This is a genomic window from Klebsiella sp. CN_Kp066 (assembly GCF_040065135.1).
In the GTDB taxonomy this organism is placed as follows: Bacteria; Pseudomonadota; Gammaproteobacteria; order Enterobacterales; family Enterobacteriaceae; genus Klebsiella; species Klebsiella oxytoca.
Map to the genome: position 1 here is coordinate 86,946 of NZ_JBEAIU010000001.1, position 20,849 is coordinate 107,794.

The 20,849-nt window shown below is 61.1% G+C and carries 19 protein-coding genes; 11 read left to right on the forward strand and 8 right to left on the reverse strand.

Annotated elements, in window-relative coordinates; all coding sequences use genetic code 11:
• Positions 1-3 precede the first annotated feature (3 nt).
• Genes ABLV75_RS00365 through ABLV75_RS00380 form a run of 4 tightly spaced genes read left to right on the forward strand, consistent with a single transcriptional unit; the run spans position 4 to position 4,508 of the window.
• Positions 4-1,047, forward strand: coding sequence for an ABC transporter ATP-binding protein (locus tag ABLV75_RS00365; RefSeq protein WP_004100015.1), 1,044 nt, complete (start codon positions 4-6; stop codon positions 1,045-1,047).
• Positions 1,037-2,047: an ABC transporter ATP-binding protein gene (locus tag ABLV75_RS00370; RefSeq protein WP_004100016.1), complete on the forward strand. Its 1,011-nt coding sequence runs from the start codon at positions 1,037-1,039 to the stop codon at positions 2,045-2,047. The genes ABLV75_RS00365 and ABLV75_RS00370 overlap by 11 nt, the downstream gene beginning before the upstream one ends.
• An 18-nt stretch (positions 2,048-2,065) precedes the next feature.
• Positions 2,066-3,250, forward strand: coding sequence for an amidase (locus ABLV75_RS00375; protein WP_004100017.1), 1,185 nt, complete (start codon positions 2,066-2,068; stop codon positions 3,248-3,250).
• On the forward strand, positions 3,240-4,508 hold the full coding sequence (locus tag ABLV75_RS00380) for a Zn-dependent hydrolase (RefSeq protein WP_004100018.1): 1,269 nt from the start codon (positions 3,240-3,242) through the stop codon (positions 4,506-4,508). The genes ABLV75_RS00375 and ABLV75_RS00380 overlap by 11 nt, the downstream gene beginning before the upstream one ends.
• Positions 4,509-4,691: 183 nt before the next feature.
• Here ABLV75_RS00380 and ABLV75_RS00385 read toward each other — a convergent pair whose 3' ends face one another.
• Positions 4,692-5,582, reverse strand: a complete 891-nt coding sequence (locus ABLV75_RS00385; protein ID WP_004100019.1) for a DMT family transporter — start codon at positions 5,580-5,582, stop codon at positions 4,692-4,694.
• 108 nt (positions 5,583-5,690) lie between these two features.
• Between ABLV75_RS00385 and ABLV75_RS00390 the strand changes: the two genes are divergently transcribed.
• On the forward strand, positions 5,691-7,025 hold the full coding sequence (locus ABLV75_RS00390; protein WP_004100020.1) for a PLP-dependent aminotransferase family protein: 1,335 nt from the start codon (positions 5,691-5,693) through the stop codon (positions 7,023-7,025).
• Here ABLV75_RS00390 and ABLV75_RS00395 read toward each other — a convergent pair.
• The gene (locus ABLV75_RS00395; RefSeq protein ID WP_004100022.1) at positions 7,022-8,488 is read right to left on the reverse strand and encodes a PLP-dependent aminotransferase family protein; all 1,467 of its coding nucleotides are present in this window, start codon (positions 8,486-8,488) and stop codon (positions 7,022-7,024) included. The genes ABLV75_RS00390 and ABLV75_RS00395 overlap by 4 nt on opposite strands.
• A gap of 234 nt (positions 8,489-8,722) precedes the next feature.
• Between ABLV75_RS00395 and ABLV75_RS00400 the strand changes: the two genes are divergently transcribed.
• From ABLV75_RS00400 to ABLV75_RS00415, 4 genes are read left to right on the forward strand one after another with little or no spacing between them, the layout of a single operon-like run.
• The gene (locus tag ABLV75_RS00400) at positions 8,723-9,574 is read left to right on the forward strand and encodes a transporter substrate-binding domain-containing protein (protein ID WP_004100024.1); all 852 of its coding nucleotides are present in this window, start codon (positions 8,723-8,725) and stop codon (positions 9,572-9,574) included.
• A 49-nt stretch (positions 9,575-9,623) separates the two neighbouring features.
• On the forward strand, positions 9,624-10,265 hold the full coding sequence (locus tag ABLV75_RS00405; RefSeq protein WP_004100025.1) for an amino acid ABC transporter permease: 642 nt from the start codon (positions 9,624-9,626) through the stop codon (positions 10,263-10,265).
• 14 nt (positions 10,266-10,279) lie between these two features.
• Complete coding sequence (locus ABLV75_RS00410; RefSeq protein ID WP_004100026.1) at positions 10,280-10,945, forward strand: amino acid ABC transporter permease; 666 nt, start codon at positions 10,280-10,282, stop codon at positions 10,943-10,945.
• Entirely contained in the window at positions 10,938-11,699 is a 762-nt protein-coding gene (locus ABLV75_RS00415) for an amino acid ABC transporter ATP-binding protein (protein WP_004100027.1), read from the forward strand. Before ABLV75_RS00410 ends, ABLV75_RS00415 begins: the two co-directional genes overlap by 8 nt.
• A 619-nt stretch (positions 11,700-12,318) precedes the next feature.
• On the opposite strand, the gene ABLV75_RS00420 is transcribed toward ABLV75_RS00415, so the two are convergent.
• The gene (locus ABLV75_RS00420) at positions 12,319-13,083 is read right to left on the reverse strand and encodes an SDR family NAD(P)-dependent oxidoreductase (protein WP_004100028.1); all 765 of its coding nucleotides are present in this window, start codon (positions 13,081-13,083) and stop codon (positions 12,319-12,321) included.
• Between the two features lie 182 nt (positions 13,084-13,265).
• On the opposite strand from ABLV75_RS00420, the gene ABLV75_RS00425 reads away from it, so the two are divergent.
• Positions 13,266-14,603, forward strand: coding sequence for an aspartate aminotransferase family protein (locus tag ABLV75_RS00425; protein ID WP_032727927.1), 1,338 nt, complete (start codon positions 13,266-13,268; stop codon positions 14,601-14,603).
• A 96-nt stretch (positions 14,604-14,699) separates the two neighbouring features.
• Here the strand turns inward: ABLV75_RS00425 and ABLV75_RS00430 are convergent, their stop codons facing one another.
• The 5 genes from ABLV75_RS00430 to ABLV75_RS00450 form a co-directional block, all read right to left on the reverse strand.
• Positions 14,700-15,404 carry an ABC transporter ATP-binding protein gene (locus ABLV75_RS00430; RefSeq protein ID WP_032727928.1) on the reverse strand — a complete coding sequence of 235 codons (705 nt, stop codon included), beginning with the start codon at positions 15,402-15,404 and terminating at the stop codon, positions 14,700-14,702.
• Complete coding sequence (locus tag ABLV75_RS00435) at positions 15,391-16,227, reverse strand: ABC transporter ATP-binding protein (protein ID WP_004100031.1); 837 nt, start codon at positions 16,225-16,227, stop codon at positions 15,391-15,393. The genes ABLV75_RS00430 and ABLV75_RS00435 overlap by 14 nt, the downstream gene beginning before the upstream one ends.
• On the reverse strand, positions 16,220-17,053 hold the full coding sequence (locus ABLV75_RS00440; RefSeq protein ID WP_004100032.1) for an ABC transporter permease: 834 nt from the start codon (positions 17,051-17,053) through the stop codon (positions 16,220-16,222). The genes ABLV75_RS00435 and ABLV75_RS00440 overlap by 8 nt, the downstream gene beginning before the upstream one ends.
• Entirely contained in the window at positions 17,053-18,102 is a 1,050-nt protein-coding gene (locus ABLV75_RS00445) for an ABC transporter permease (RefSeq protein WP_004100034.1), read from the reverse strand. Before ABLV75_RS00445 ends, ABLV75_RS00440 begins: the two co-directional genes overlap by 1 nt.
• 164 nt (positions 18,103-18,266) lie before the next feature.
• Positions 18,267-19,835, reverse strand: a complete 1,569-nt coding sequence (locus ABLV75_RS00450; RefSeq protein ID WP_032734242.1) for an ABC transporter substrate-binding protein — start codon at positions 19,833-19,835, stop codon at positions 18,267-18,269.
• Positions 19,836-20,044: 209 nt separating this feature from the next.
• On the opposite strand from ABLV75_RS00450, the gene ABLV75_RS00455 reads away from it, so the two are divergent.
• Positions 20,045-20,740 (forward strand): GNAT family protein, encoded by a 696-nt coding sequence (locus ABLV75_RS00455; RefSeq protein WP_004100037.1) that lies wholly within the window; start codon positions 20,045-20,047, stop codon positions 20,738-20,740.
• The last annotated feature ends 109 nt before the right edge of the window (positions 20,741-20,849 follow it).

A 20,849-nucleotide genomic window follows, 5' to 3' on the forward strand; every position in this document is an offset into this window, starting at 1 on the left:
GCGATGCAACCCTTTACGAATATCGACCTCGGCGGGCCGGCGCAGCCGCTGCTCAAGGTTAACAATCTGCTGAAGCATTTTCCCGCCGGCGGCGGCAAAGCGCGCGAAGTGGTACAGGCGGTGGATGACGTCAGTTTTTCGGTGATCAAAGGCGAAACCCTCGGCGTCGTGGGGGAGTCGGGCTGCGGTAAATCGACCACCGCCCGGCTGCTGATGCAGCTGCTTAAGCAGGACAGCGGGGAGCTGATCTTTGATGGCCTGGAAGTAGGCTCATCGCGCCTGCCGATGAAAGCGTATCGCCGCCAGGTACAGATGGTTTTCCAGGATAGCTACGCCTCGCTCAACCCGCGCATGACCATGGAAGAGAGCATTGCCTTCGGTCAGCGGGTACACGGCGTCAGCGCCAAAGAGGCCAGCGAGTACGCCCGCTACCTGCTGGCGCACGTTGGCCTTGAGCCGGGACGTTTTGCGCACCGCTATCCGCACGCGCTCTCCGGCGGTCAGCGCCAGCGCGTGAATATCGCCCGCGCGCTGGCGATGAAGCCCAGGCTGGTGATCCTCGACGAGGCGGTCTCAGCGCTGGATAAATCGGTAGAAGCTCAGGTTCTGCAGCTGTTGCAGGAGCTGAAGCGGACGCTGGCGCTGACCTATGTGTTTATCAGCCACGATCTGCATGTGGTGCGCTGGCTGTCGGACCGCATCCTGGTCATGTATCTCGGCGAGGTGGTGGAGATTGGCCCGGCGGAGCAGCTGTTTACCGCCTCGGCCCACCCCTATACCCGGGCGCTGTTAAGTTCGATGCCGTCGATGGACCCGCATAATCGCACCTTAACCTCGCCGCTGAGCGGCGATCCGCCCAGCCCGATTTCTCCGCCCTCCGGCTGCCGCTTTCATACCCGCTGCCCGCATGCCAGAGCGGTGTGCGCGGAGGTGAAACCGACGCTCGAAAGCGTCGGCGAGGGGCACCTGAGCGCCTGCCTGATGGCGCAGCCCGCGTCGCCCTGGCAGCAAAAAATCGCCATTAAGGAGGTGAGCCATGTCGCATGAAGCTTACGTCCATATCCGCGACCTGCGGGTTGAGTTTCGCCGCGACGGTCAGACGGTCAACGCGGTCAACGGCGTCTCCTTTGATGTACAAAAAGGCGAGGTGATGGCGCTGATCGGCGAATCTGGCTCCGGTAAAAGCGTCACCCTGCGCGCCCTGATGCGCCTGCATCCGCCAAAAAGCAGCGTGCTTTCCGGCACGCTGAGGGTCGGGGAAGAGGAGGTGTTGAAGATGAGCGCCGGGCAGCTGCGGCGCTACCGCGGCGCGCGCTGCGCGATGATTTTCCAGGAGCCGCTGCTGGCCTTCGACCCGGTCTATACCGTGGGCCAGCAGATTGTCGAAGGGCTGCGTCGCCATGAAGGCCTGTCGCGACAGGCGGCGCGGGAAAGGGCGCTGGAGGCGCTGCGCCAGGTACGCATTCCGAGCCCCGAGCGGCGGCTGGATGCTTACCCGCACGAGATGTCCGGCGGAATGCGCCAGCGGGCGATGATCGCCCTCGCGCTCTCCTGCAACCCGCAGCTGCTGCTGGCGGATGAGCCAACCACCGCGCTCGATGCCACGGTGCAAATACAGATCCTGATCCTGCTGCGCGAGCAGCAAAAGCAGCGCGATCTGTCGATCATTTTTGTGACCCACGATATCGGCGCGGCGGTGGAGATCGCCGACCGGGTGGCGGTAATGTACGCCGGACGCATCGTGGAAGAGGCGTCGATTGAGGAGATTCTGTATCGTCCGCGCCATCCCTATACCCAGGTGCTGCTGGGCAGCCGACCGAAAGAAGGGCTGAAAAAGGGCGACGCGCTGCACTGTATCCCCGGCTCGCCGCCGGATCTCTCGCGTCTGCCGCCCGGCTGCGCGTTCGCCGATCGCTGTCCGCACGCGCGCCCCGCCTGTGCGCAGAGCCAGCCGGCTACCGAACCGGCCGGGCCGCGTCACGTGGTGAGCTGCCATCGCTGGCGGGAGCTGAGTGCGTCCGTTAAAAACCAGGCGCTGTACGCCTGAAGCCATGAGGAAAGCAGTATGCAGGATGATATTCGCGCTTTTATGCCCTATCCGCCGCATCCGGTGGCGCATGCGCTAAGCGGGCCGCTGAGCGGGTTAACTTTTGCGGTCAAAGATCTGTTTGACGTAGCGGGCTACCCCACCGGCGGCGGCAATCCGCATCTGCTGGCGCTGTCCGGGGTGAAAACCCGCACTGCGCCGGTGGTGCAAAAATTATTAGATAACGGCGCGCGCTTTATCGGTAAAACCCATACCAGCGAGCTGGCGTATTCAATGAGCGGGCACAACGTGCATTACGGCACTCCGCGCAACGGCGCCGCGCCGAATCATATCCCCGGCGGATCGTCGTCCGGCTCGGCGTCGGCGGTATCGAACGAGGCGTGCGACTTTGCCCTCGGCAGCGATACCGGCGGCTCGGTACGCACGCCGGCAAGCTACTGCGGACTGTTTGGCCTGCGCCCGACCCATGGCCGACTCTCCCTCGACGGCTGCCAGCCGCTATGCGCCACCATGGATACCTGTGGCTTCTTTGCCCGCTCGCCGGAGGTCTTTTCCACCGTCGCCGCCTGTCTGTTCGACGATGGGCGAGCGGATATCACCGGCGTGCGGCTGGCCAGCCATGAAGGGCTGTTTTCCCGCCTGCCGCTGCGCAGCCAGCAGGCGCTGCTGCCGGTCCGCCAGGAGCTGGCGCGCTTATTCGGCCCGGTAACGCCGCTCGGCGCGCCGCTGCCGGACGTGGATGATATCTATCTCGCCTTCCGCCAGATTCAGGGCTACGAAGCCTGGCAGGCGCAGGGGGAAACCATTGAGCGCTACGGCCTGCAGCTGGGGCCGGACGTCCGCGAGCGTTTTTTCTGGGGCAAAGCGGTCACCCGCGCGCAGTTTGACGCCGCCTGCCAGCAGCGCGAGCGTTTTACCGCCTGGTGGGACGCGCAGTTGGGCGATGCGGTCCTGGTGATGCCGACCGTTCCCGACGGCGCGCCGCTGCTGACGGCGCAGGCCGAAGAGATAGAGGCGGTCCGCCGCCTGTCTCACGATCTGCTGTTAATTTCCGTCATGACCCAACGTCCGCAGGTGACGCTGCCGGTTGCCCGGACGGGCGGCCTGCCGCTGGGAATTTCATTTTTGGGCCCGCGCGGCAGCGATCGTCTGCTGGTCGAGCTGGCCGCCGCGTTTATGCAAGGAGACCGAAATGAGCAGTGATGTCCTTTTTACCCCGATAACCGAAACCACCGCCTGCCGGGTCAATGGCGCGCGCCTGTGGGATTCGCTGATGACGCTGGCGGAAATTGGCGCTACGCCGAAGGGCGGCTGCTGCCGTCTGACGCTGACCGATCTTGACCGCCAGGGACGGGATTTGGTGATTAGCTGGGCGCAGGCGGCCGGGATGAGCGTCACCGTCGATAAAATCGGCAACGTATTTATGCGCCGGGAAGGGCGTAATCCGGCGCTGCCGCCGATTGTCTCCGGCAGCCATATTGACACCCAGCCGACCGGCGGCAAATTTGACGGTAACTACGGCGTGCTGGCGGCGCTGGAGGTGGTACGTACCCTGAACGATCGGGAGATTGAAACCGAAGCGCCGATTGAGGTGGTGTTCTGGACCAATGAAGAGGGGTCGCGCTTTGTACCGGTGATGATGGGCTCCGGCGTGTTTGCCGGGGTATTCCCGCTGGAGACCATCTACGCCGCGCAGGATGCGGACGGTAAAACCGTCGGCGCGGAGCTGGCGCGTATCGGCTATATCGGCAGCCAGACGCCGGGCGACCATCCGGTTGGCGCCTACTTTGAAGCGCATATTGAACAGGGGCCGATTCTTGAAGATGAAGAGAAAATTATCGGCATTGTGCAGGGCGTGCTGGGGATCCGCTGGTATGACTGCGTGGTGACCGGCCAGGAGTCCCACGCCGGGCCGACGCCGATGCGCCTGCGTCAGGATGCGTTACAGATAGCGACCCGCATTATGCAGGAAGTGGTGGCGATTGCCGGGCGCAGCGAGGAAGGGCGCGGTACGGTTGGAAGAGTGCAGGTCTATCCGAACAGCCGTAACGTAGTGCCGGGAGAGGTCACTTTTTCGATTGATATGCGCAATATCAGCGATGCGCTGGTGGATGAGATGGACCGCCAGCTGCGGGCGTTTATCGCCGGGGTCGAGCGGGAGAGCGGCCTGAAGGTGGCGTTGAAAGAGGTGAGCCACTATCCGGCGGCGCCGTTCCACCCGGAGTGCCAGGCGGCAATCGCCGACGCCGCGCAGCGGCTGGGGTATCCCGCGCGGGAGATTGTCTCCGGCGCCGGACACGACGCGGTGTATATGAGCTATCTGGCGCCGACCGGGATGATTTTTATCCCCTGTAAGGACGGGATCAGCCACAACGAAATTGAATATGCGTCGCCGGAGCACGTTGAGGCCGGCGCGAACGTGCTGCTGCAGGTGATGCTGCAGTACGCGCGGGTAGTGTAACCGGTTGTCCTCCCCGGTCGCGCTGCGCTTACCGGGGCTACGGGTAGTAGCCCGGACAGGCGCAACGCGCCGCCTCCGGGAAGGTGTAAAGGGTTTCCGTTCACCGCTATACCGCGGGGCGGTAGCCCGGGTAAGGCGTTTACGCCGCGACCCGGGATTTCCGGGCTACAAGGGCAATACAGGCTAGCGGCCAAATTTGCGCGAACCGATAACGCACAGAATCACGCCCAGGGTGACGGTCAGCATCAGTGGGCTGACGGTTTCGTGCAGCAGCGCGGCTGACAGGCCAAGCCCGAAGAACGGCTGTAATAGCTGAAGCTGGCCGACGGCGGCGATACCGCCAGCGGCCAGCCCTTTGTACCAGAAAATAAAACCGATAAGCATGCTAAAGAGCGACACATAGCCGAGCGCAATCCAGGCGGAAACCGAGATGGCGCTCCATGACGCTGGCCGGGTGAGTAACGAGGCGATCAGCATAAAAGGCAGCGCCATAATCAGCGCCCAGCTAATCACCTGCCAGCCGCCAAGCTCCCGGGTCAGCTTAGCACCCTCCGCATAGCCGAGGCCGCAGGCGATCACCGCCGCCAGCATCAGCAGATCGCCGCTAAGCGACGCCGCAGCTTGTTGCGTCAGGGCGAAACCCACCACCAGCAGGCTGCCAATAACGGAAAAGATCCAGAAAGCGCGGCGCGGACGTTCTCCGCCGCGCACTACGCCAAAAATGGCCGTCATCAACGGCAATAGCCCGATGAAAACGATCGAATGCGCTGAAGTGACGTGGCGCAAAGCCAGCGCCGTGAGGAGCGGAAAGCCGATCACCACCCCTGATGAGACGATGGCCAGGGGGACAAGCTGCGATGCGCGCGGCCATTTCTGGCGCAAGCCGACTACCAGCGCGATAGCGAGGAGGCCGGCGATGGAGGCGCGCAGAAAGGTTAGCAGGAACGGGTCCATATCCAGCACCGCCAGGCGCGTTGCGGGCAGCGAACCGCTAAAAATAATGACGCCCAGTAAACCATTAAGCCATCCGGACCACGGCCCGGGAACCGTTTTATGAACCGCTGAATCTACCACGCTAACCTCGCTTAGTGGGGTGGGCTGTGCTCGCTTGAGCCATGACTGCGCCGATGGTAATGTGGCCAATCCAATACAATCAAATTATTGTCATAGATACATTCACCGATGAAAGCCCGATACAAAGCGGTTGTCGACAGATACGCGCAGGCGATTCAGAGCGGACAGCTGCCGGCCGGAACCCGCCTGCCGACGCATCGTACGCTTGCCGCCGACGAAGGGATCTCGTTGGCCACGGCCACGCGCGTTTATCATGACCTGGAAGCGATGGGGCTGGTCAGCGGCGAAACCGGTCGCGGCACCTTCGTGCGGGACATCGCGCTACCGCCGGGACACGGTGTCGATCAGCAGGCGGTGGCAGCCGATGTTGTGGATCTCAACTTCAACTATCCTTCGCTGCCGACGCAGGGGGATGCGCTGCGCGAGGCGCTCAGGCAGCTGGCGGGGGTAGGGGATATCGAGGCTCATCTGCGCTACCAGCCGCATGGCGGACGGCTCCCGGAACGTGAAATTATCGCTCGCTATCTGACCAGCCGCCGCTTTGCCCCTGACGCGGAAAATGTGCTGATCGTCAACGGCGCCCAGCACGGTCTGGCGGTGACCGTGATGGGGCTTCTGCGGCCGGGGGACGTGGTGGCGGTCGATGCGCTCACCTACTCGGGTTTTAAGGTTCTGGCGGCGCTGTATCATCTGGAACTGGCGGCGATCCCCTGCGGCGCGGACGGACCGGATCTGCATGCGCTCCACCGGCTATGCCAGCAGCGGCGCGTCCGGGCGGTGTATACCATGCCGACGCTGCACAATCCGCTGGGCTGGGTGCTCAGCCCTCGCCAACGGCAGACGCTGGCGGAACTCGCCCGCCAGCACGACCTGCTGATCGTTGAAGATGCCGCCTATGCCAGCCTGGTGCGCAATCCGCCGCCGCCGCTGGTGAGCTATGCGCCGGAAAGAACGGTATATGTCACCGGCTTCTCGAAAAACGTCGCTACCGGTCTGCGCGTAGGGACGGTCATCTGCCCACCTCGCTATCGGACTGAGATTGAGCGCGCCATACGAGCGACGACGTGGAATACGCCGTCATTGATGAGCTCGCTGATCTGCGCCTGGATTGAAGATGGCACGGTTGCACGCTTTGAAAATGAGAAGCGCCAGGATGCGCGGCAGCGGCAGCGGCTTGCCCGTGCGGCGCTCGACGGGCTGCCCTTCGTGAGCCATGAGGATTCGTACTTTCTCTGGCTACCTCTGGGCGAAGAGAGTCGGGCCGATCGGCTGGCGAAAACGCTGATGGCGCGCCATATTTCCGTGTCGACCGCCGAACCCTTCTGCGTTGCCGCAACTGTTCCGCAGGCGCTGCGCATCGCCCTCGGTTCTGTTCCGCTTGATACCCTGCGCGCGGCGCTGGTCGAGGTTCGCCAGGCCGTGGCATTCGAACAATACCGCTAGCCCATCTGCGCCAGCTGGCCGCGCAGCACCTCCACGCCTTGTTCGATGGCGTCAGGGTTAATGGCGTGAAAGCCCATTCGAAAAAAGTTATCCGGCGGCGCGTCGCTGAGAAAATGCCGGGCGCCGGGCTCGATCAGCACCCCGGCGTGGGCGGCGCGCCAGGTCAGCTGCTGGGTGTTGATTTGCTCCGGGGTGGCCAGCCAGAAGGCATTGGCGTGTTCGCTGCCGGGGATGATTTGGCACTCTGGCAGGTGCTGCCGCAGCGCGTTATTGAGGCGCTCCCAGCGCTGGGCAGAGTCGTAATGGTAGCGCCGCAGGTGGGTTTCATAATGACCCTGGGCGAGAAAATGGGCCATCTGATACTGAATGTTGGTTGGCGGATGACGATACACCAGCCGCCGCAGCGCCCGGGCTTCGTCAATCAGATCCGGGTCAGCGACCATAAAGCCCAGCCGCAGGCCCGGCGAGAGCGCCTTTGACAGGCTGCTCACGTAGATCACTCGTCCGCAGCGATCGCTGGCCTTCAGCGCCGGCAGCGGGTTGAGCATAAAGTTACTTTCAGAGTCGTAATCGTCCTCAATAATCACCGCATCATGGCGGGCGGCATGCTCCAGCAGCTGGCTGCGGCGCGCTTTGCTCATCGCCACCCCGGTTGGCACCTGATGCCCGGGAGTCACATAGTAGTAATCGCAGGGGGCGTCATTAAGGACGATCCCCTGTTCATCCACCGGATGCGGCACGATATCGGTATCGGCAAGCAGAAAAGTGTTAATAGCCTCGCGAAAACAGGGATTCTCCACGCCAACGCGCGTGCCGGGGGACATCAGCAGGCGGGTCAGCAGGTAGAGCGCGTTTTGCGAACCGAGGGTAATCAGAATCTCGTCCGCCGAGGCGACAATTCCGCGTTTGGGCAGCACCCGGGTGCGGATCTGCTCAATCAGCATCGGCACGTCCCGATCGATATGATCCACCACCCACTCCGGGTCCCTTACGCCGCCGTGCAGCCAGTTCGCCGCCGAGCGCCAGGTCGCCAGCGGGAACTGGCGGGTATCGGGCTGACCGTAGATAAACGGATAGCGGTAGTTCATCCAGCCGGCCGGTTTGAGAATCGACTCCTGCTGACTGGGGGTAATTTGCAGCCGCGTGCCCCAGCGTGGTGCAGAACCCGCGTCCTGCGGTGCAGCTTCCGTTACCGTGGAGGGAGCTGCGTGCTGATAATCCACATGCAGGTAATAACCGCTGCGCGGGCGGCTCACCAGATATCCCTCGTTAACCAGCCCCTCAAACACCAGCGCCGTGGTGTTACGCGATACCCGCAGCTGGCTGGCCAGCTGGCGGCAGGAGGGAAGCGGCGTGTCGGCGGAAAAAATGCCGCCCAGAATGGCGTTAATCAGCGTTTCGCGCACCTGCTCCTGCAAACCGCGGCGCGGGTCGAAATCAACGTGTAACCGGTGTCGGATCATGGCTGGCTCCTTACTCAAACGCTCTGTACAGGAACCGGAGCAAATTCCATACCACCCTGAGAATGACTGACACATCCGCACGATGAATCTGGCTCTATCCGGAAATTTGAAACGCTCCCTACAGTAAAAACGTATTCATCAGTCGCGGACCGGAACTTCCGTCGGCACATATTTTGCAAAACCTTTTCATGTTCTGGAATGAACACGTCTGGCGAATTAATTAGGGGTGAATTAATGAACAAATCATTAGGTTCAATTTGTCTGGGCGCCATCATGGCGATGGCCTTTTCTTATCACGCAGCCGCCGCAGATCTTCCGGAAATAGAAAAATCCGGCACCCTGAAAGTCGCGACCGAAGATGATTACGCGCCTTTTAACTTTATGAATAACGGCCAGGCGGATGGCTTCAACAAAGATATGCTCGATGAATTACGTAAATACGCGAAATTCAACGTCGACCAGAGCATTCTGCCGTGGACCGGATTATTGGCGGCGGTCTCCACCGGGCAATACGACATGGCGTTAACCGGCGCGGTGATTACCGATGACCGTCTCAAGGTCTTTGATTTCACGCCGCCGTGGGCGTCAGCGCAGCACTATTTTGTCAAACGCGCGGGCGATAATTCCCTGAATACCATTGCCGAACTGAGTGGGAAAAAAGTGGGCGTTCAGGCGGGCAGCGCGCTGCTGGCAAGGCTGCCAGAACTGAAAGCGATGCTGGAGAAAACCGGCGGTAAGCTGGGGCCGGTGGTGGAGTATCCCTCCTATCCTGAAGCCTACGCCGACCTCGCCAACAAACGCCTGGACTACGTGATTAACGTGGTTATCTCGGTCAACGACCTGGCGAAGGCTAAGCCGAAGGTGTTTGCCAAAGGTCTGGCGGTATCCGGCCCGGGCTATATGGCGTGGCCGATCCCGAAAAACTCGCCGCAGCTGCTAGCCTATATGACCAAATTTATGAACCACATGAAGGAGACCGGCAAGCTTGCGGAACTCCAGAAAAAGTGGTTTGGCGAAACCTATGACGACCTGCCGACCGAAGCGATTACCAGCCCGGAACAGTTCCATAAATTAGCCGGGCTGTAATGAGTTCTGCGGCGGGAAACCGCCGCCTGTTCAGGTGAAGGAGGGCTTCATGGATGCAATTTCCTGGCAGTTACTGATTGAAGGCGCATGGACGACCCTCTGGATTTCGGCCATCGCCATTGCCTTTGGGGTGGTGATTGGTCTGCTGATCGCGCTGGTGCGCATGCTGCGTATCCCGGTTATCGATCAGCTGCTGGTGGTCTATATCAGCCTTGCCCGCGCGACGCCGCTGGTTACGCTGGTGCTGTTCCTGTTTCTTTCTCTGCCGACCGTCGGGATTAATCTCGATAAAAACGTCGCGGCGATTGTGGCGCTGACGCTCAACACCTCGGCCTTCAACGCCGAAATCTGGCGCAATGCCTTTCGCACTTTCCCCCGCGAACAGCGGGAAGCGGCGGAGTCGGTAGGGATGCGCCGCTGGGCTTACTTCCGCTACATCATGCTGCCGCAAATGTGGATTGAAAGCCTGCCCGCGCTGGTTAATGAGATGTCGTTCCTGATTAAGGGCAGTCCCGCCATTGCGGTGATTGGCGTGGTGGATTTGACGCGCGTGACCAACCGAATTTCTTCGGTCACCTATGAGCCGCTTTCGCCGATTCTGGCGGCAGGTCTGCTGTACGTGGTGATTATTGGCCTGCTGCTGAAACTGCAGGGGATGGCCGAGCGTAAAGCGAAGCGTCTGGCACGATAAAGAGAGGAGGTGCTATGAATCAGTGGGCCGTTATCTGGTCGGTGCGCGACAGCTTTATTGCCGGTTTACTCGCCACCCTTGAGCTTTTTATTACTGCGGCAATAGCCGGCTTAATTATTGGCGTGGCCCTGTGCTATTTAACCGAGTATCAAAAGAAAACTCTTAACCGGCTTATTATTGGCTTTGTCAGCTTAATGCGGGCGATTCCCTTTTTGATCCTCGCCTATTTGCTCTATTACGGACTGCCGCAAGTGGGTATTAGTCTGGAGCCCTGGACCGCCGGATTAATCGCCCTGATTATCTACCACGGCGCCTATTTCTTTGAGATTTTGCGCAGCCAGCGTCGGGTCTTTTCCGGAGGCTATATCGAGGCGGCGGTAGCGCAGGGATTCTCGCGCTACAAAATATTCCGCCGCATTATTCTGCCCAATATTTTGTCATCGGCACTACCGCTGATGGGCAATCAGCTGATTATCTGCCTGAAAGATACCGCTTTCCTCAGCATTATCACCGTCCAGGAGATAACCGCCGCGGCTAACAGCGTGCAGGCCACCTATTTTATCCCGTTTAACGCCTTTATTGTCGCCATTGGGCTCTACTGGGCGATCAGCATCCTGCTGGAGCTGTTGATTAAGCGTCTGAGCGCCTGGGGAGCGAGAAGAGGAATGAGTCATGCCTGATACGACTGCTGTAAGCGTCAAAAACGTCTCAAAACAGTTTGATAATGTTGAAGTTCTTCGTGATATCAATCTGACGGTAGATAAAGGGACCGTGGTGAGCATACTCGGCTCGTCGGGGTCAGGTAAATCAACGCTGCTGCGCTGCATGAACTGGCTGGAACAGCCGGATCGCGGCGAGATCCGCATCAGCGGCCAGCGGCTGGGGATTGATGAGCAAAATGGCCGGGCGATGTCCCATCGTCAGCTGTCGAAAATCCGCGAGCGGGTAGGGATGGTGTTTCAGAGCTTTAACCTGTGGCCGCACCTGACGGTGCAGCAGAACGTCAGCGAAGCGCTGCTGCACGTCAAGGGGATGAAGCGTGATGAAGCGAAGGCTATCGCCATGCAGCAGCTGGAGAAAGTGGGGATGGCGCATAAAGCCGACGTTTACCCGATCACGCTCTCCGGCGGACAGAAGCAGAGGGTGGCTATTGCCCGTTCGCTGGCGATGTCGCCGGAGGTGATTCTGTTTGATGAGCCGACATCGGCGCTGGACCCCGAGCTGGTCAACGAGGTGCTGGGGGTGATGAAGGCACTGGCCGCCGAGGGCTACACGATGGTGGTGGTGACCCACGAGATGGACTTTGCGCGCCAGGTATCGGATGAGGTGGTGTTTCTTGAGAAGGGATTGTTGATTGAGAAAGCGCCGCCGGAGAAGTTTTTCAGCAACCCGGACTCCGAGCGCGTCAGGCAGTTTCTGCAGAGCAGCCGGTAATCTCCAGCGGCCAATCTCCCCGGTCGCGCTGCGCTTACCGGGGCTACGGGTTTCCAGCCGTCTGCGGGGCGGTAGCCCGGGTAAGGCGTTTACGCCGCGACCCGGGATTTCCGGGCTCGGTGTTGGAGGGTGGCAGATTGGGTAGCCCGGACAGGCGCGTCAAGCGCCGCCTCCGGGATGGTGTCGTAGGGGTTCCGTTCACCGCTATTTCGCAGAAAATGTCTCACCGTGGTACGTGAACGGGTAAAGGGGGAGAAAACCGTCCCCCCCTTTACATCCCCGCGGTCCCGCAAAGAAATCGGTGCTACGCACTGCGCTCACCTCCCGGTCCTCAGCCCGCGGTTGGCTCAACTCGACATTACTCGTCCCATCCCTGGGACTCGCCCCTACGGGGCCAGCGCAAGCGCTGTTCAAAATTGCTCCAGGCAATTTTGTCGTGTCTCGATTCGCCTCTGTCCGCCATCCCTGGCGGCCAGCCCTTGTCTTCGGCCCTCCGGTTCGCCGATTTCAGCGGGGGCCAGGGCATCGCTGCATAACACGTTGTTTCAGAGACATATCCGTAGCTGCATGAAACTCTCCCGGAGGCGGCGCTTGACGCGCCTCTCCGCCCTACCAAACCTCAATCCCGATCGATCGCGAACGGCTGCCAGGCTTGACGTACCGGCATTACCTCGACCCGGTTGATGTTCATATGGTCCGGCAGGGTGGCGATATAAAACATCTGTTCGGCAATATCCCGCGCGCTCAGCGGCGTGGTACCGCGATACAGGTTGTCCGACGCCGCCTGGTCGCCTTTGGTGCGCACCAGGGTAAATTCCGTTTCGGCAATACCCGGCGCGAGATCGGTCACGCGCACCCCGGTCCCGAGCAGATCGCAGCGCAGGTTATAGCTGAACTGCTTCACGAAAGCCTTACTGGCGCCGTAGACGTGGCTGCCGGGATAGGGCCACTGCCCGGCGATAGAGCCAATATTGATGATGCTCGCCCCCGCGCCGTGACGAATCAGCGTCGGTAGCAGGGCATGGGTCACGTTGACCAGCCCGGTGACATTGGTGTCGATCATCGTTTTCCAGTCGTCCAGATCCACTTTCTGCGCGGGCTGCGGCGACAGCGCCAGCCCGGCGTTGTTAATCAGCGTCGTGATATCGGCGAATTCAGCGGGCAGCGCCGCCACGGCCCCGGCGACCGCATCGCTATCGCGGACGTCGAGTTCGATAATGTGCACCGGCACCTGCGAGGCGAGCTTATCCTGTAGCGCCTTCAGCCGCTCAAAACGGCGTCCGCTCAGCACCAGCGACCAGCCCGCATCGGCGAAGACCTGCGCCGCTGCTTCCCCAAAACCCGAGGTCGCCCCGGTAATAAACACCACTTTGCTCGTTGCCATTTCATTCTCCTGTGCAGGTTGTCGCTCCCACTATAAAAACCCCGCGCGCGCGGGCACAGAGCCAGTCGGCGCGCGGCGATGTGACACGGTGTCACATCATTTTCGCCTGACTGGCTCTATCCGTTTCTGCCCTGAACGACCAATGATGAGGCCAACAACAACGACATGAGAGAGGGCAGGGTATGAAGCTGGCACTACAGAACGAGGTAGCGATAAGCAATGATGAAGTTCGGCAGCTGGATCGCGCTTATGTGTTTCATTCATGGTCGATGCAGGGCAATTTACATCCGCTGGTGATCGCCGGGGCTAAAGGCTGCGAGCTGTGGGATTACGAAGGCAATACTTACCTGGATTTCAGCAGCCAGCTGGTCAACGTCAACATTGGCTATCAGCATCCGCGCGTGCTGGCGGCGATGAAAGCCCAACTGGAAGAGCTGGTGACCATCGCGCCCGCCACTGCCAACCTCGCCCGCGGCGAAGCGGCGAAGCGCATCGTCGATCTGGCGCCGGAAGGCTTTAGCAAAGTGTTCTTCACCAACGCCGGCGCCGACGCCAACGAGAACGCCATCCGCATGGCGCGGCTCTACACCGGGCGCGATAAAGTGCTCTCTGCCTATCGCTCCTATCACGGCAACACCGGCAGCGCCATTGCCGCCACCGGCGACTGGCGCCGGGTGCCGAACGAATATTCCCGCGGCCACGTACATTTTTTCAATCCCTACCTCTATCGCAGCGAATTTAACGCCGCGACGGAAGAGGAGGAGTGCCAGCGCGCGCTGGCCCATCTGCGGCGGATGATTGAATGCGAAGGCCCGAACGCGATAGCCGCGATTCTGCTGGAGTCGATTCCGGGCACCGCCGGGATTCTTGTCCCGCCCGAGGGCTATATGCAGGGGGTGCGGGCGCTGGCCGATGAGTTCGGTATTGTGCTGATCCTTGATGAAGTGATGGCCGGTTTTGGTCGTACCGGGAGTTGGTTTGCCTTCGAGCAGGATGGCGTGGTGCCGGATCTGGTGACTTTCGCCAAAGGGGTCAATGCGGGCTACGTCCCGGCCGGCGGCGTGCTGATTAGCGAGCCAATCGCCCGCTACTTTGATGACCATTTCTTTGCCGGGGGGCTGACCTATTCCGGCCATCCGCTGGCGATGGCGGCGATTGTCGCCACCATTGACGCGATGAAGGAAGAGAAGGTGGTGGAGAACGCGGCGACCATCGGCAACGAGGTGCTGCGTCCGGGGCTGGAGGCGCTGGCGGAGAAGCACGCGATTATCGGCAACGTGCGCGGCCGCGGTCTGTTCCAGGCGCTGGAGCTGGTCAGCTGCCGCGAACATAAAACGCCGCTGGGCGCTGCCGATATGACGGCCATTAAAGGCGCGTTAACCGAAGCCGGCCTGCTGGCGTTTGTGGTGGAGAACCGCATTCATGTGGTGCCGCCGTGCACCATCAGCGCCGGGCAGGTGGCAAAAGGCCTGGCGATTTTTGATGCGGTATTCGCCCGCTTCGCGAACCTGGCTCAGTAAGGGGATGATTTCCCGGGTTGCGGCGTAAACGCCTTACCCGGGCGACCTTCTCGCAGATGGCGGCGAACCCGTAGCCCCGCAAGCGGGGGCGGGTTTTCAGTCTAACCGATGTTCGCCGTTCGCCAGCGCTTCGCGGTCAAAGAAGCGCTGAATCACGCCCTCCGCCATAAACGCTGCCCGGTCCGACATATGGGCAATCACATCGGCATCGTGGCTGACCAGCAGATAGGTCATTCCGTGCTCCTGCTTTAGCCGATTGAGCAGATTCAGTATTTCCGCCTGCACCGACATATCCAGCGCCGACGTTGGCTCATCCAGCAGCAGAATCTTTGGCCGCAGCAGCAGCGCGCGAGCAATCGCCACCCGCTGGCGCTGGCCGCCGGAAAGCTGGTGCGGATAGCGGCGCGCGGCGTCGGCAGGCAGCCCCACCTCTTCCAGGGCGGTGGACACCCGCTGCTCGATCTCGCCGATAGCGTGAATTTTCAGCGGCTCCGCCAGCGTACGCCATAGCGTATGATTGGGATGCAGCGAGGCGTACGGGTCCTGAAACACCATCTGTACGTTGCGCCGCAGTTCGCCCTGAAAACGCGCGCCCGGCCTAATGGCCTTATCGAACAGTTCAACGCGGCCGCGCCAGTCCCGCTGCAGCCCGGCTAATACCCGGAGAATCGTTGATTTTCCGCAGCCGGATGCGCCGATCAGGCTGAACGTTTCCCCTGCATCAACGGCAAAGCTGGCGGCGGACACCGCGGTTTTTTCAGCAAAATTCACCTGTAGATTGTTGAGATTAACGATTGCCATGCGCCGCCTCCGTCAAGTTCAGGGTTCGGTCGAGGGTCGGCAGCATCTGACCGTAAGTTTGCGCGGCCGGGCGACAGGTCCAGAGCGTACGGGTGTAGGGATGCGTCGCCGTCGGCAGATCTCGCGCCGCCATCTCATCGACCTTTTTCCCTTGATACAGGACCAGCACCCGCTGGCAGTGCTCGGCCACCAGCGGCAGGTCGTGGCTAATCAACAGCATCGCCATCCGCCGCTGTTCGCACTGCTCTACCAGCAGTTCAAGGATCTGATTGCGCAGTCGGGCATCGAGGGCTGAAGTGGGCTCATCGGCGATCAGCACCTGCGGATTATTGAGCAGCGCAAGGGCTATCATCACCCGCTGGCCCATCCCGCCGGAGAGTTCGCCAGGATAGCGGTTGAGCACCGGTAAATCCAGACCGACGGCGGCAACGGCGGCTTTGACCGCCTCCAGCCGTGCGCGGCGGCTAAGGCGCTGATGCAGAGTTAATGCCTCTTCCAGCTGCGCCTGAATGCTTTTTACCGGATTGAGCGCGTAGCGCGGATCCTGCAGCACCATCGCAATATCGTTGCCGCGTAGCGCGCGCCAGCCGCGCTCGCGAAGGGTTAATGCGTCGCGCCCCAGCACGTTGAGCGCATCGGCGCTGACGACGCCGGGCCGGCGGACCAGCCCCATCAGGGCGCGTGCGGTCATGGATTTACCGGAGCCGGATTCGCCGACCAGCGCCAGTCGCTCGTTGCCGAGCGTGAAGCTTAAATGGTCCACCACTCTGGCGGTGGGATAGTCGATGGTTAGTCCCTGAACGATCAGACGAGTATCAGTCATGTTGCGGCTCCAGAACGTCGCGCAGGCCATCGCCCAGCAGGTTAAACGCCAGGCTGGCGATCAGGATGACGGCGCCAGGGGCGGCGGCGATCCACCACTGGTCAAAAATGACCTGCATGCCGTCGGCGATCATCGCGCCCCATTCCGCCATTGGCGGGCGGGCGCCGAGGCCAAGGAAGCCGAGACCGGCAGCGGCGAGAATAATCCCAGCTAGATCCAGCGCCAGCCGGACGATCGCCGAGGGCAGACAGAGCGGCAGAATATGGCCAATCAGCAGACGCCAGCCGCGAATGCCCATCATCTCCGCCGCCGCCAGATAGTCGCTGTGGCGCAGGCGCTGAATTTCGCTGCGCGCCTGACGGGCGTAAGCGGGCCAGGTCGTTAGCGCCAGCGCCAGGGCGCCGTTCACCAGGCCCGGGCCGAGCATCGCGACAAACGCGAAGGCCAGAATTAGCCGCGGCATCGACATTACCACGTCGGTAAAACGCATCAGCACGCGCTCCAGCCAGCCGCCGTAATAGCCGGACAGGATCCCCACCAGCAGACCGGCGGGGAGCGTAATCGCTGTCACCAGCGCAACCAGCCCCAGCGCCGGACGGGTGCCGAAAATCAGCCTTGAGAGAAGATCGCGACCGTAGCTGTCGGTGCCGAGCCAGTGCCGCGCGCCCGGACCCTGCAGCCGCGCGGCGGCGTCCTGCCAGTTCGGGTCGAGCGGAGCCAGCCAGGGCGCAAAGAGCGCAGTCAGAAGGAGTAACGTAATGATGATCAGACCGCAAAAGGCGGCGGGAGAACGGCGCAGGCGGCGTAAAAAAAGGTAGCCAGGCATCAGCGTATCCTCGGATCGGTCAGCCGCACCAGCAGGTCGGTGAGGTTATTAATCAGCACAAAGCTCGCGCCGATCAGCAGCGTACCGCCCATAATCGCCGTGGTATCGCCGGCAAAGAGCGCGGTGGTCAGATAGCGGCCAATTCCCGGCCAGGAGAAGACGGTTTCGGTCAACACCGCCCCTTCCAGCATGGAGGTCCAGGCGAGGGCGGTCACCGTCAGCAGGGTGCCGCGGATATTGGGCAGGACGTGACGCAGCAGAATCGTCATCTCACCGGCCCCTTTGGCGCGCGCCAGCAGGATGTACTCTTTGTTCATTTCGCTCAGGCAGGCGGAACGGGTCAGGCGGGTGATGCTCGCCAGAGAGTAATAGGCCAGCAGCAGCACCGGCAGCAGCAGGTGCCCGGCGGCGTTTTTAACCGCCTCTTTATCACCCGAGAGCCAGGTATCAATGAGCGCAAAGCCGGTGCGCGGTTCGACGGTGTACTGATAAATATCGTCCAGCCGCCCCGGCCCCGGCGTCCACTGCAGTTTGGCGTAAAACAGCGCCAGCATCAGCAGGCCGAGCCAGAAGATCGGCACCGAGTTGCCGAGCAGCGTAAAGGTGCGCATCGCCAGATCCCACGGCGAGCCGACGTAGCGGGCGCAGAGAACGCCTGCGATAACGCCCGACAGCGCGCCGATAATCAACGCCAACGTGGCCAGCTCAAGGGTTGCCGGGAAAGCGGCGAGCAGGTCGTGCAGCACCGGCTGGCCGGTTGAGCTGGCGATTCCAAGATCGCCGTGGGCGAGATTCAGCAGATAGTGCCAGAACTGCAGCGGCAACGGCTGGTCGAGGCCGAGCTGGTGGCGTACCTGGTCATAGGTGGACTGACTGGCGTGGTCGCCGACGATTTGCAGCACCCGATCAACCGGCGACAGCGCAGAGAGCGCAAAGGTCACCAGCAGCAGGCCGAGCAGCGTCAGGGCCAGCGTCAGCAGTCCCTGAAACAGCGCGAGCAGGGGGCGTTTTGCGCGCCGCTCTGCTCGGGGAGGTAAAACAGCAGACATGGTTATTCCGTTGGTAAAAAGTACAGTGTTATCAGCTGGTGCGATCTGTTGTTGTAGCCCGGTCAGCGCAGCGCCAACGGGAAAACATAAGGTATCGGGGCCTGCGTTCCCGGAGGCGGCGCGTTGCGCCTGTCCGGGCCACCTGATCGTACCTGCCCCAGGCGTTATTTGGTTACCCGGTCATACCACACCATATCGGCATTGAGACCCTGCTGATAACCCTTCACGTTATCGCGAACCACAATCTGGGTTTTACCCTGATCGATAAACACGTAAGGCGAATTGCGCTGCAGTTCCTCCTGCATGTTTTTATACAGATCCTGGCGCTTCGCTGCGTCCGGCTCGGCGACTGCCGCCAGGGTCGCTTTATTCAGCTCCGGGATCTGCCAGCCGTTTAGCCCGGCGACGGTACTGGATTTACCGTCGTTGTAGGCAAAGGCGCTGGCGTTAGAGTGGGCGTCGAAATAGTCAGGGATCCACAGCCGAATCGCCGCCTGATGCTGTTTGGCGCGCACGCGAGCATAGACCTGGCTACCCGCGGCCGGCAGCAAATCCACCTTCACGCCGCCCTGGGCGAAGCTCGCCTGCATCGACTGAGCAATGGTGATAAACGGCGGCTTGTTTTCGACGTCGAGGGTGAAATGCGCCTCTTTAATGCCCGCTTTAGCGAGGATGTCTTTGGCTTTTTGCGGGTTGAATGTAAACGGGTTATTCTCCAGCGCGCTCGGCAGGCCGACCGGCAGGAAGCTCTGATGGACGAAATATTGCCCTTTCAGCAAATCTTTCGTGATGCCGTTGTAATCCACCAGCCAGCGCGCCGCTTCCCAGAAGGCCGGGTTTTTCAGCAGCGGGTTAGCGCTGTTGCCGGTATTAAAGACCAGATAGTTCTGCTCAGCGGAGGGGATGCTGAGAACCTTGACGCCCGCTTTACCCTGCAGAGCCGCAATCTGGTCGGCGCCGAGATCGCGCGCCACGTCAGCATCACCCTGCTGGATGAGAAGACGACGTGAGGCCGGGTCCGGAACGTTTTTAATGATGATGCTTTTCAGCTTCGGCGCGCCGCCGGGTGCGCTGCTGTTGGCCTCCAGCACGATGGCCTGATGCGGCTGATAGACCCGCATTTTATACGCGCCGCTGCCCGCCGAGTGCATTTTCAGCCAGCCGTTGCCGAAGTCGTTATCTTTGGCGTTCGGGGCGACCTGTTTCTCATCGACGATAGAGGCGATCGGCGTGGAGAGAATATTCAGCGCCACCGCCGGGCTGACGTCGGCAGTCCAGCGTAGCGTGAGGGTATGGTCGTCTACCTTCTTCAACTGGCTGGCGATGTTATCCGGCTGCCAGCCGAGGACGTTAAGAATAAACGCCGGCGATTTGTTCAGGGTGACTGCGCGGGTGTATGAGTAAATGACATCTTCCGGGCGTAGCGGGTTACCGGAGGCGAATTTGGCGTCGGGCTTTAGCTTGATGGTCAGCGTTTTCGCCGCCGGATCGGCCTGCCAGCTTTCGGCCAGGATCGGGGTGATTTTTTCAGGGTTATCGCGATCCGGCTGCACCAGACGCTGATAAAGGCTCGGTACCGTCTGAATGCTGGAGAGCTCGTTGGCTTCCGCCGGGTCGAGGCTGACGATATCGTCGAGGCCCTGGGCGACCACAAGGGTCCCCGGCGGCGTGGCGGCGTGAACGGCGGCGGATAACGCGGCGAGCGCCAGCAGCGGCAGCAGTTTTTTAGTCATATGCGATCCCTGAAAAAAGTTATTGTGATTATTGATGTTTCGCTACGTTAGGCCGCTTAATTACGGGCGTAAAGTCAAAGATCGGCTAAGTTTATGCTTAAAAAGCATAAGCAAGACCAATGGGTTATGACGATCGATCGTACCGGGCATCTTCCGCCCGTTCGGCTTTCTTGCTATAACAATTTGATAACAATACGGGAGGGATAAGCGTGCCGGAGATTAATGAATTTGGTCAGCAGGTCAACGATCGCGTGCCCGGGTGGCGGGGGGCGGGGTTTCTGCGCCGCACGGCGTTAAATGGCCGCTATTGCCGACTGGAGCCGCTGGATACCGACCGGCACGCGGCGGATCTGTTTGCTGCCTATGCTCTCGGCGACGACAGTGACTGGACGTGGCTGGCGAGCACGCGTCCGCAGAGCGTTGAGTCAACGGCGAACTGGATCACCGGCAAGGTTATGGATGACGGACTGGTGCCCTACGCGGTTGTCGATCTGCGCTGCGAGCGAGCCGTCGGGCTGGTCAGCTATATGGCGATTGAGCGGGCGATGGGCACGGTGGAGATTGGCCACGTCACCTGGTCGCGGGCGATGAAAAATACGCCGCTCGGCACCGAGGCGGTCTGGCTGCTGCTGCAAAATGGTTTTGCCCATGGCTATCGTCGACTGGAGTGGAAGTGCGATTCAATGAATATTGCTTCCCGCCGCGCCGCCGACCGACTGGGATTCACCTGGGAAGGACGACTTCGCCAGAGGATGGTGCGTAAAGGACGAACCCGCGATAGCGATATGCTGTCGATTATCGACAGCGAATGGCCCGCGCGCGATGCGGCGCTGCGGGCCTGGCTGGCGCCGGAGAATTTTGATGCTAATGGACGGCAGATAAAGCGGCTGGAAGATTTTCGCTAGTTTTCCCTCTCCCGGAGGGAGAGGGAGCCGTTCGGCGCAAACGTTGCCTCCCGGCACAGGGCCTGAGGGGGCTACTGATGCGGTTTTCGCCCTCGCCCCGTTGGGGAGA

Excerpts from the sequence above, each read along its gene's own strand:
- ABLV75_RS00365 (WP_004100015.1), top strand. The coding sequence starts at position 4 with ATGCAACCCTTTACGAATATCGACCTCGGCGGGCCGGCGCAGCCGCTG.
- ABLV75_RS00370 (WP_004100016.1), top strand. The coding sequence starts at position 1,037 with ATGTCGCATGAAGCTTACGTCCATATCCGCGACCTGCGGGTTGAGTTT.
- ABLV75_RS00375 (WP_004100017.1), top strand. The coding sequence starts at position 2,066 with ATGCAGGATGATATTCGCGCTTTTATGCCCTATCCGCCGCATCCGGTG.
- ABLV75_RS00380 (WP_004100018.1), top strand. The coding sequence starts at position 3,240 with ATGAGCAGTGATGTCCTTTTTACCCCGATAACCGAAACCACCGCCTGC.
- ABLV75_RS00390 (WP_004100020.1), top strand. The coding sequence starts at position 5,691 with ATGAAAGCCCGATACAAAGCGGTTGTCGACAGATACGCGCAGGCGATT.
- ABLV75_RS00395 (WP_004100022.1), bottom strand. The coding sequence starts at position 8,488 with ATGATCCGACACCGGTTACACGTTGATTTCGACCCGCGCCGCGGTTTG.
- ABLV75_RS00400 (WP_004100024.1), top strand. The coding sequence starts at position 8,723 with ATGAACAAATCATTAGGTTCAATTTGTCTGGGCGCCATCATGGCGATG.
- ABLV75_RS00405 (WP_004100025.1), top strand. The coding sequence starts at position 9,624 with ATGGATGCAATTTCCTGGCAGTTACTGATTGAAGGCGCATGGACGACC.
- ABLV75_RS00410 (WP_004100026.1), top strand. The coding sequence starts at position 10,280 with ATGAATCAGTGGGCCGTTATCTGGTCGGTGCGCGACAGCTTTATTGCC.
- ABLV75_RS00415 (WP_004100027.1), top strand. The coding sequence starts at position 10,938 with ATGCCTGATACGACTGCTGTAAGCGTCAAAAACGTCTCAAAACAGTTT.
- ABLV75_RS00420 (WP_004100028.1), bottom strand. The coding sequence starts at position 13,083 with ATGGCAACGAGCAAAGTGGTGTTTATTACCGGGGCGACCTCGGGTTTT.
- ABLV75_RS00425 (WP_032727927.1), top strand. The coding sequence starts at position 13,266 with ATGAAGCTGGCACTACAGAACGAGGTAGCGATAAGCAATGATGAAGTT.
- ABLV75_RS00430 (WP_032727928.1), bottom strand. The coding sequence starts at position 15,404 with ATGGCAATCGTTAATCTCAACAATCTACAGGTGAATTTTGCTGAAAAA.
- ABLV75_RS00435 (WP_004100031.1), bottom strand. The coding sequence starts at position 16,227 with ATGACTGATACTCGTCTGATCGTTCAGGGACTAACCATCGACTATCCC.
- ABLV75_RS00440 (WP_004100032.1), bottom strand. The coding sequence starts at position 17,053 with ATGCCTGGCTACCTTTTTTTACGCCGCCTGCGCCGTTCTCCCGCCGCC.
- ABLV75_RS00445 (WP_004100034.1), bottom strand. The coding sequence starts at position 18,102 with ATGTCTGCTGTTTTACCTCCCCGAGCAGAGCGGCGCGCAAAACGCCCC.
- ABLV75_RS00450 (WP_032734242.1), bottom strand. The coding sequence starts at position 19,835 with ATGACTAAAAAACTGCTGCCGCTGCTGGCGCTCGCCGCGTTATCCGCC.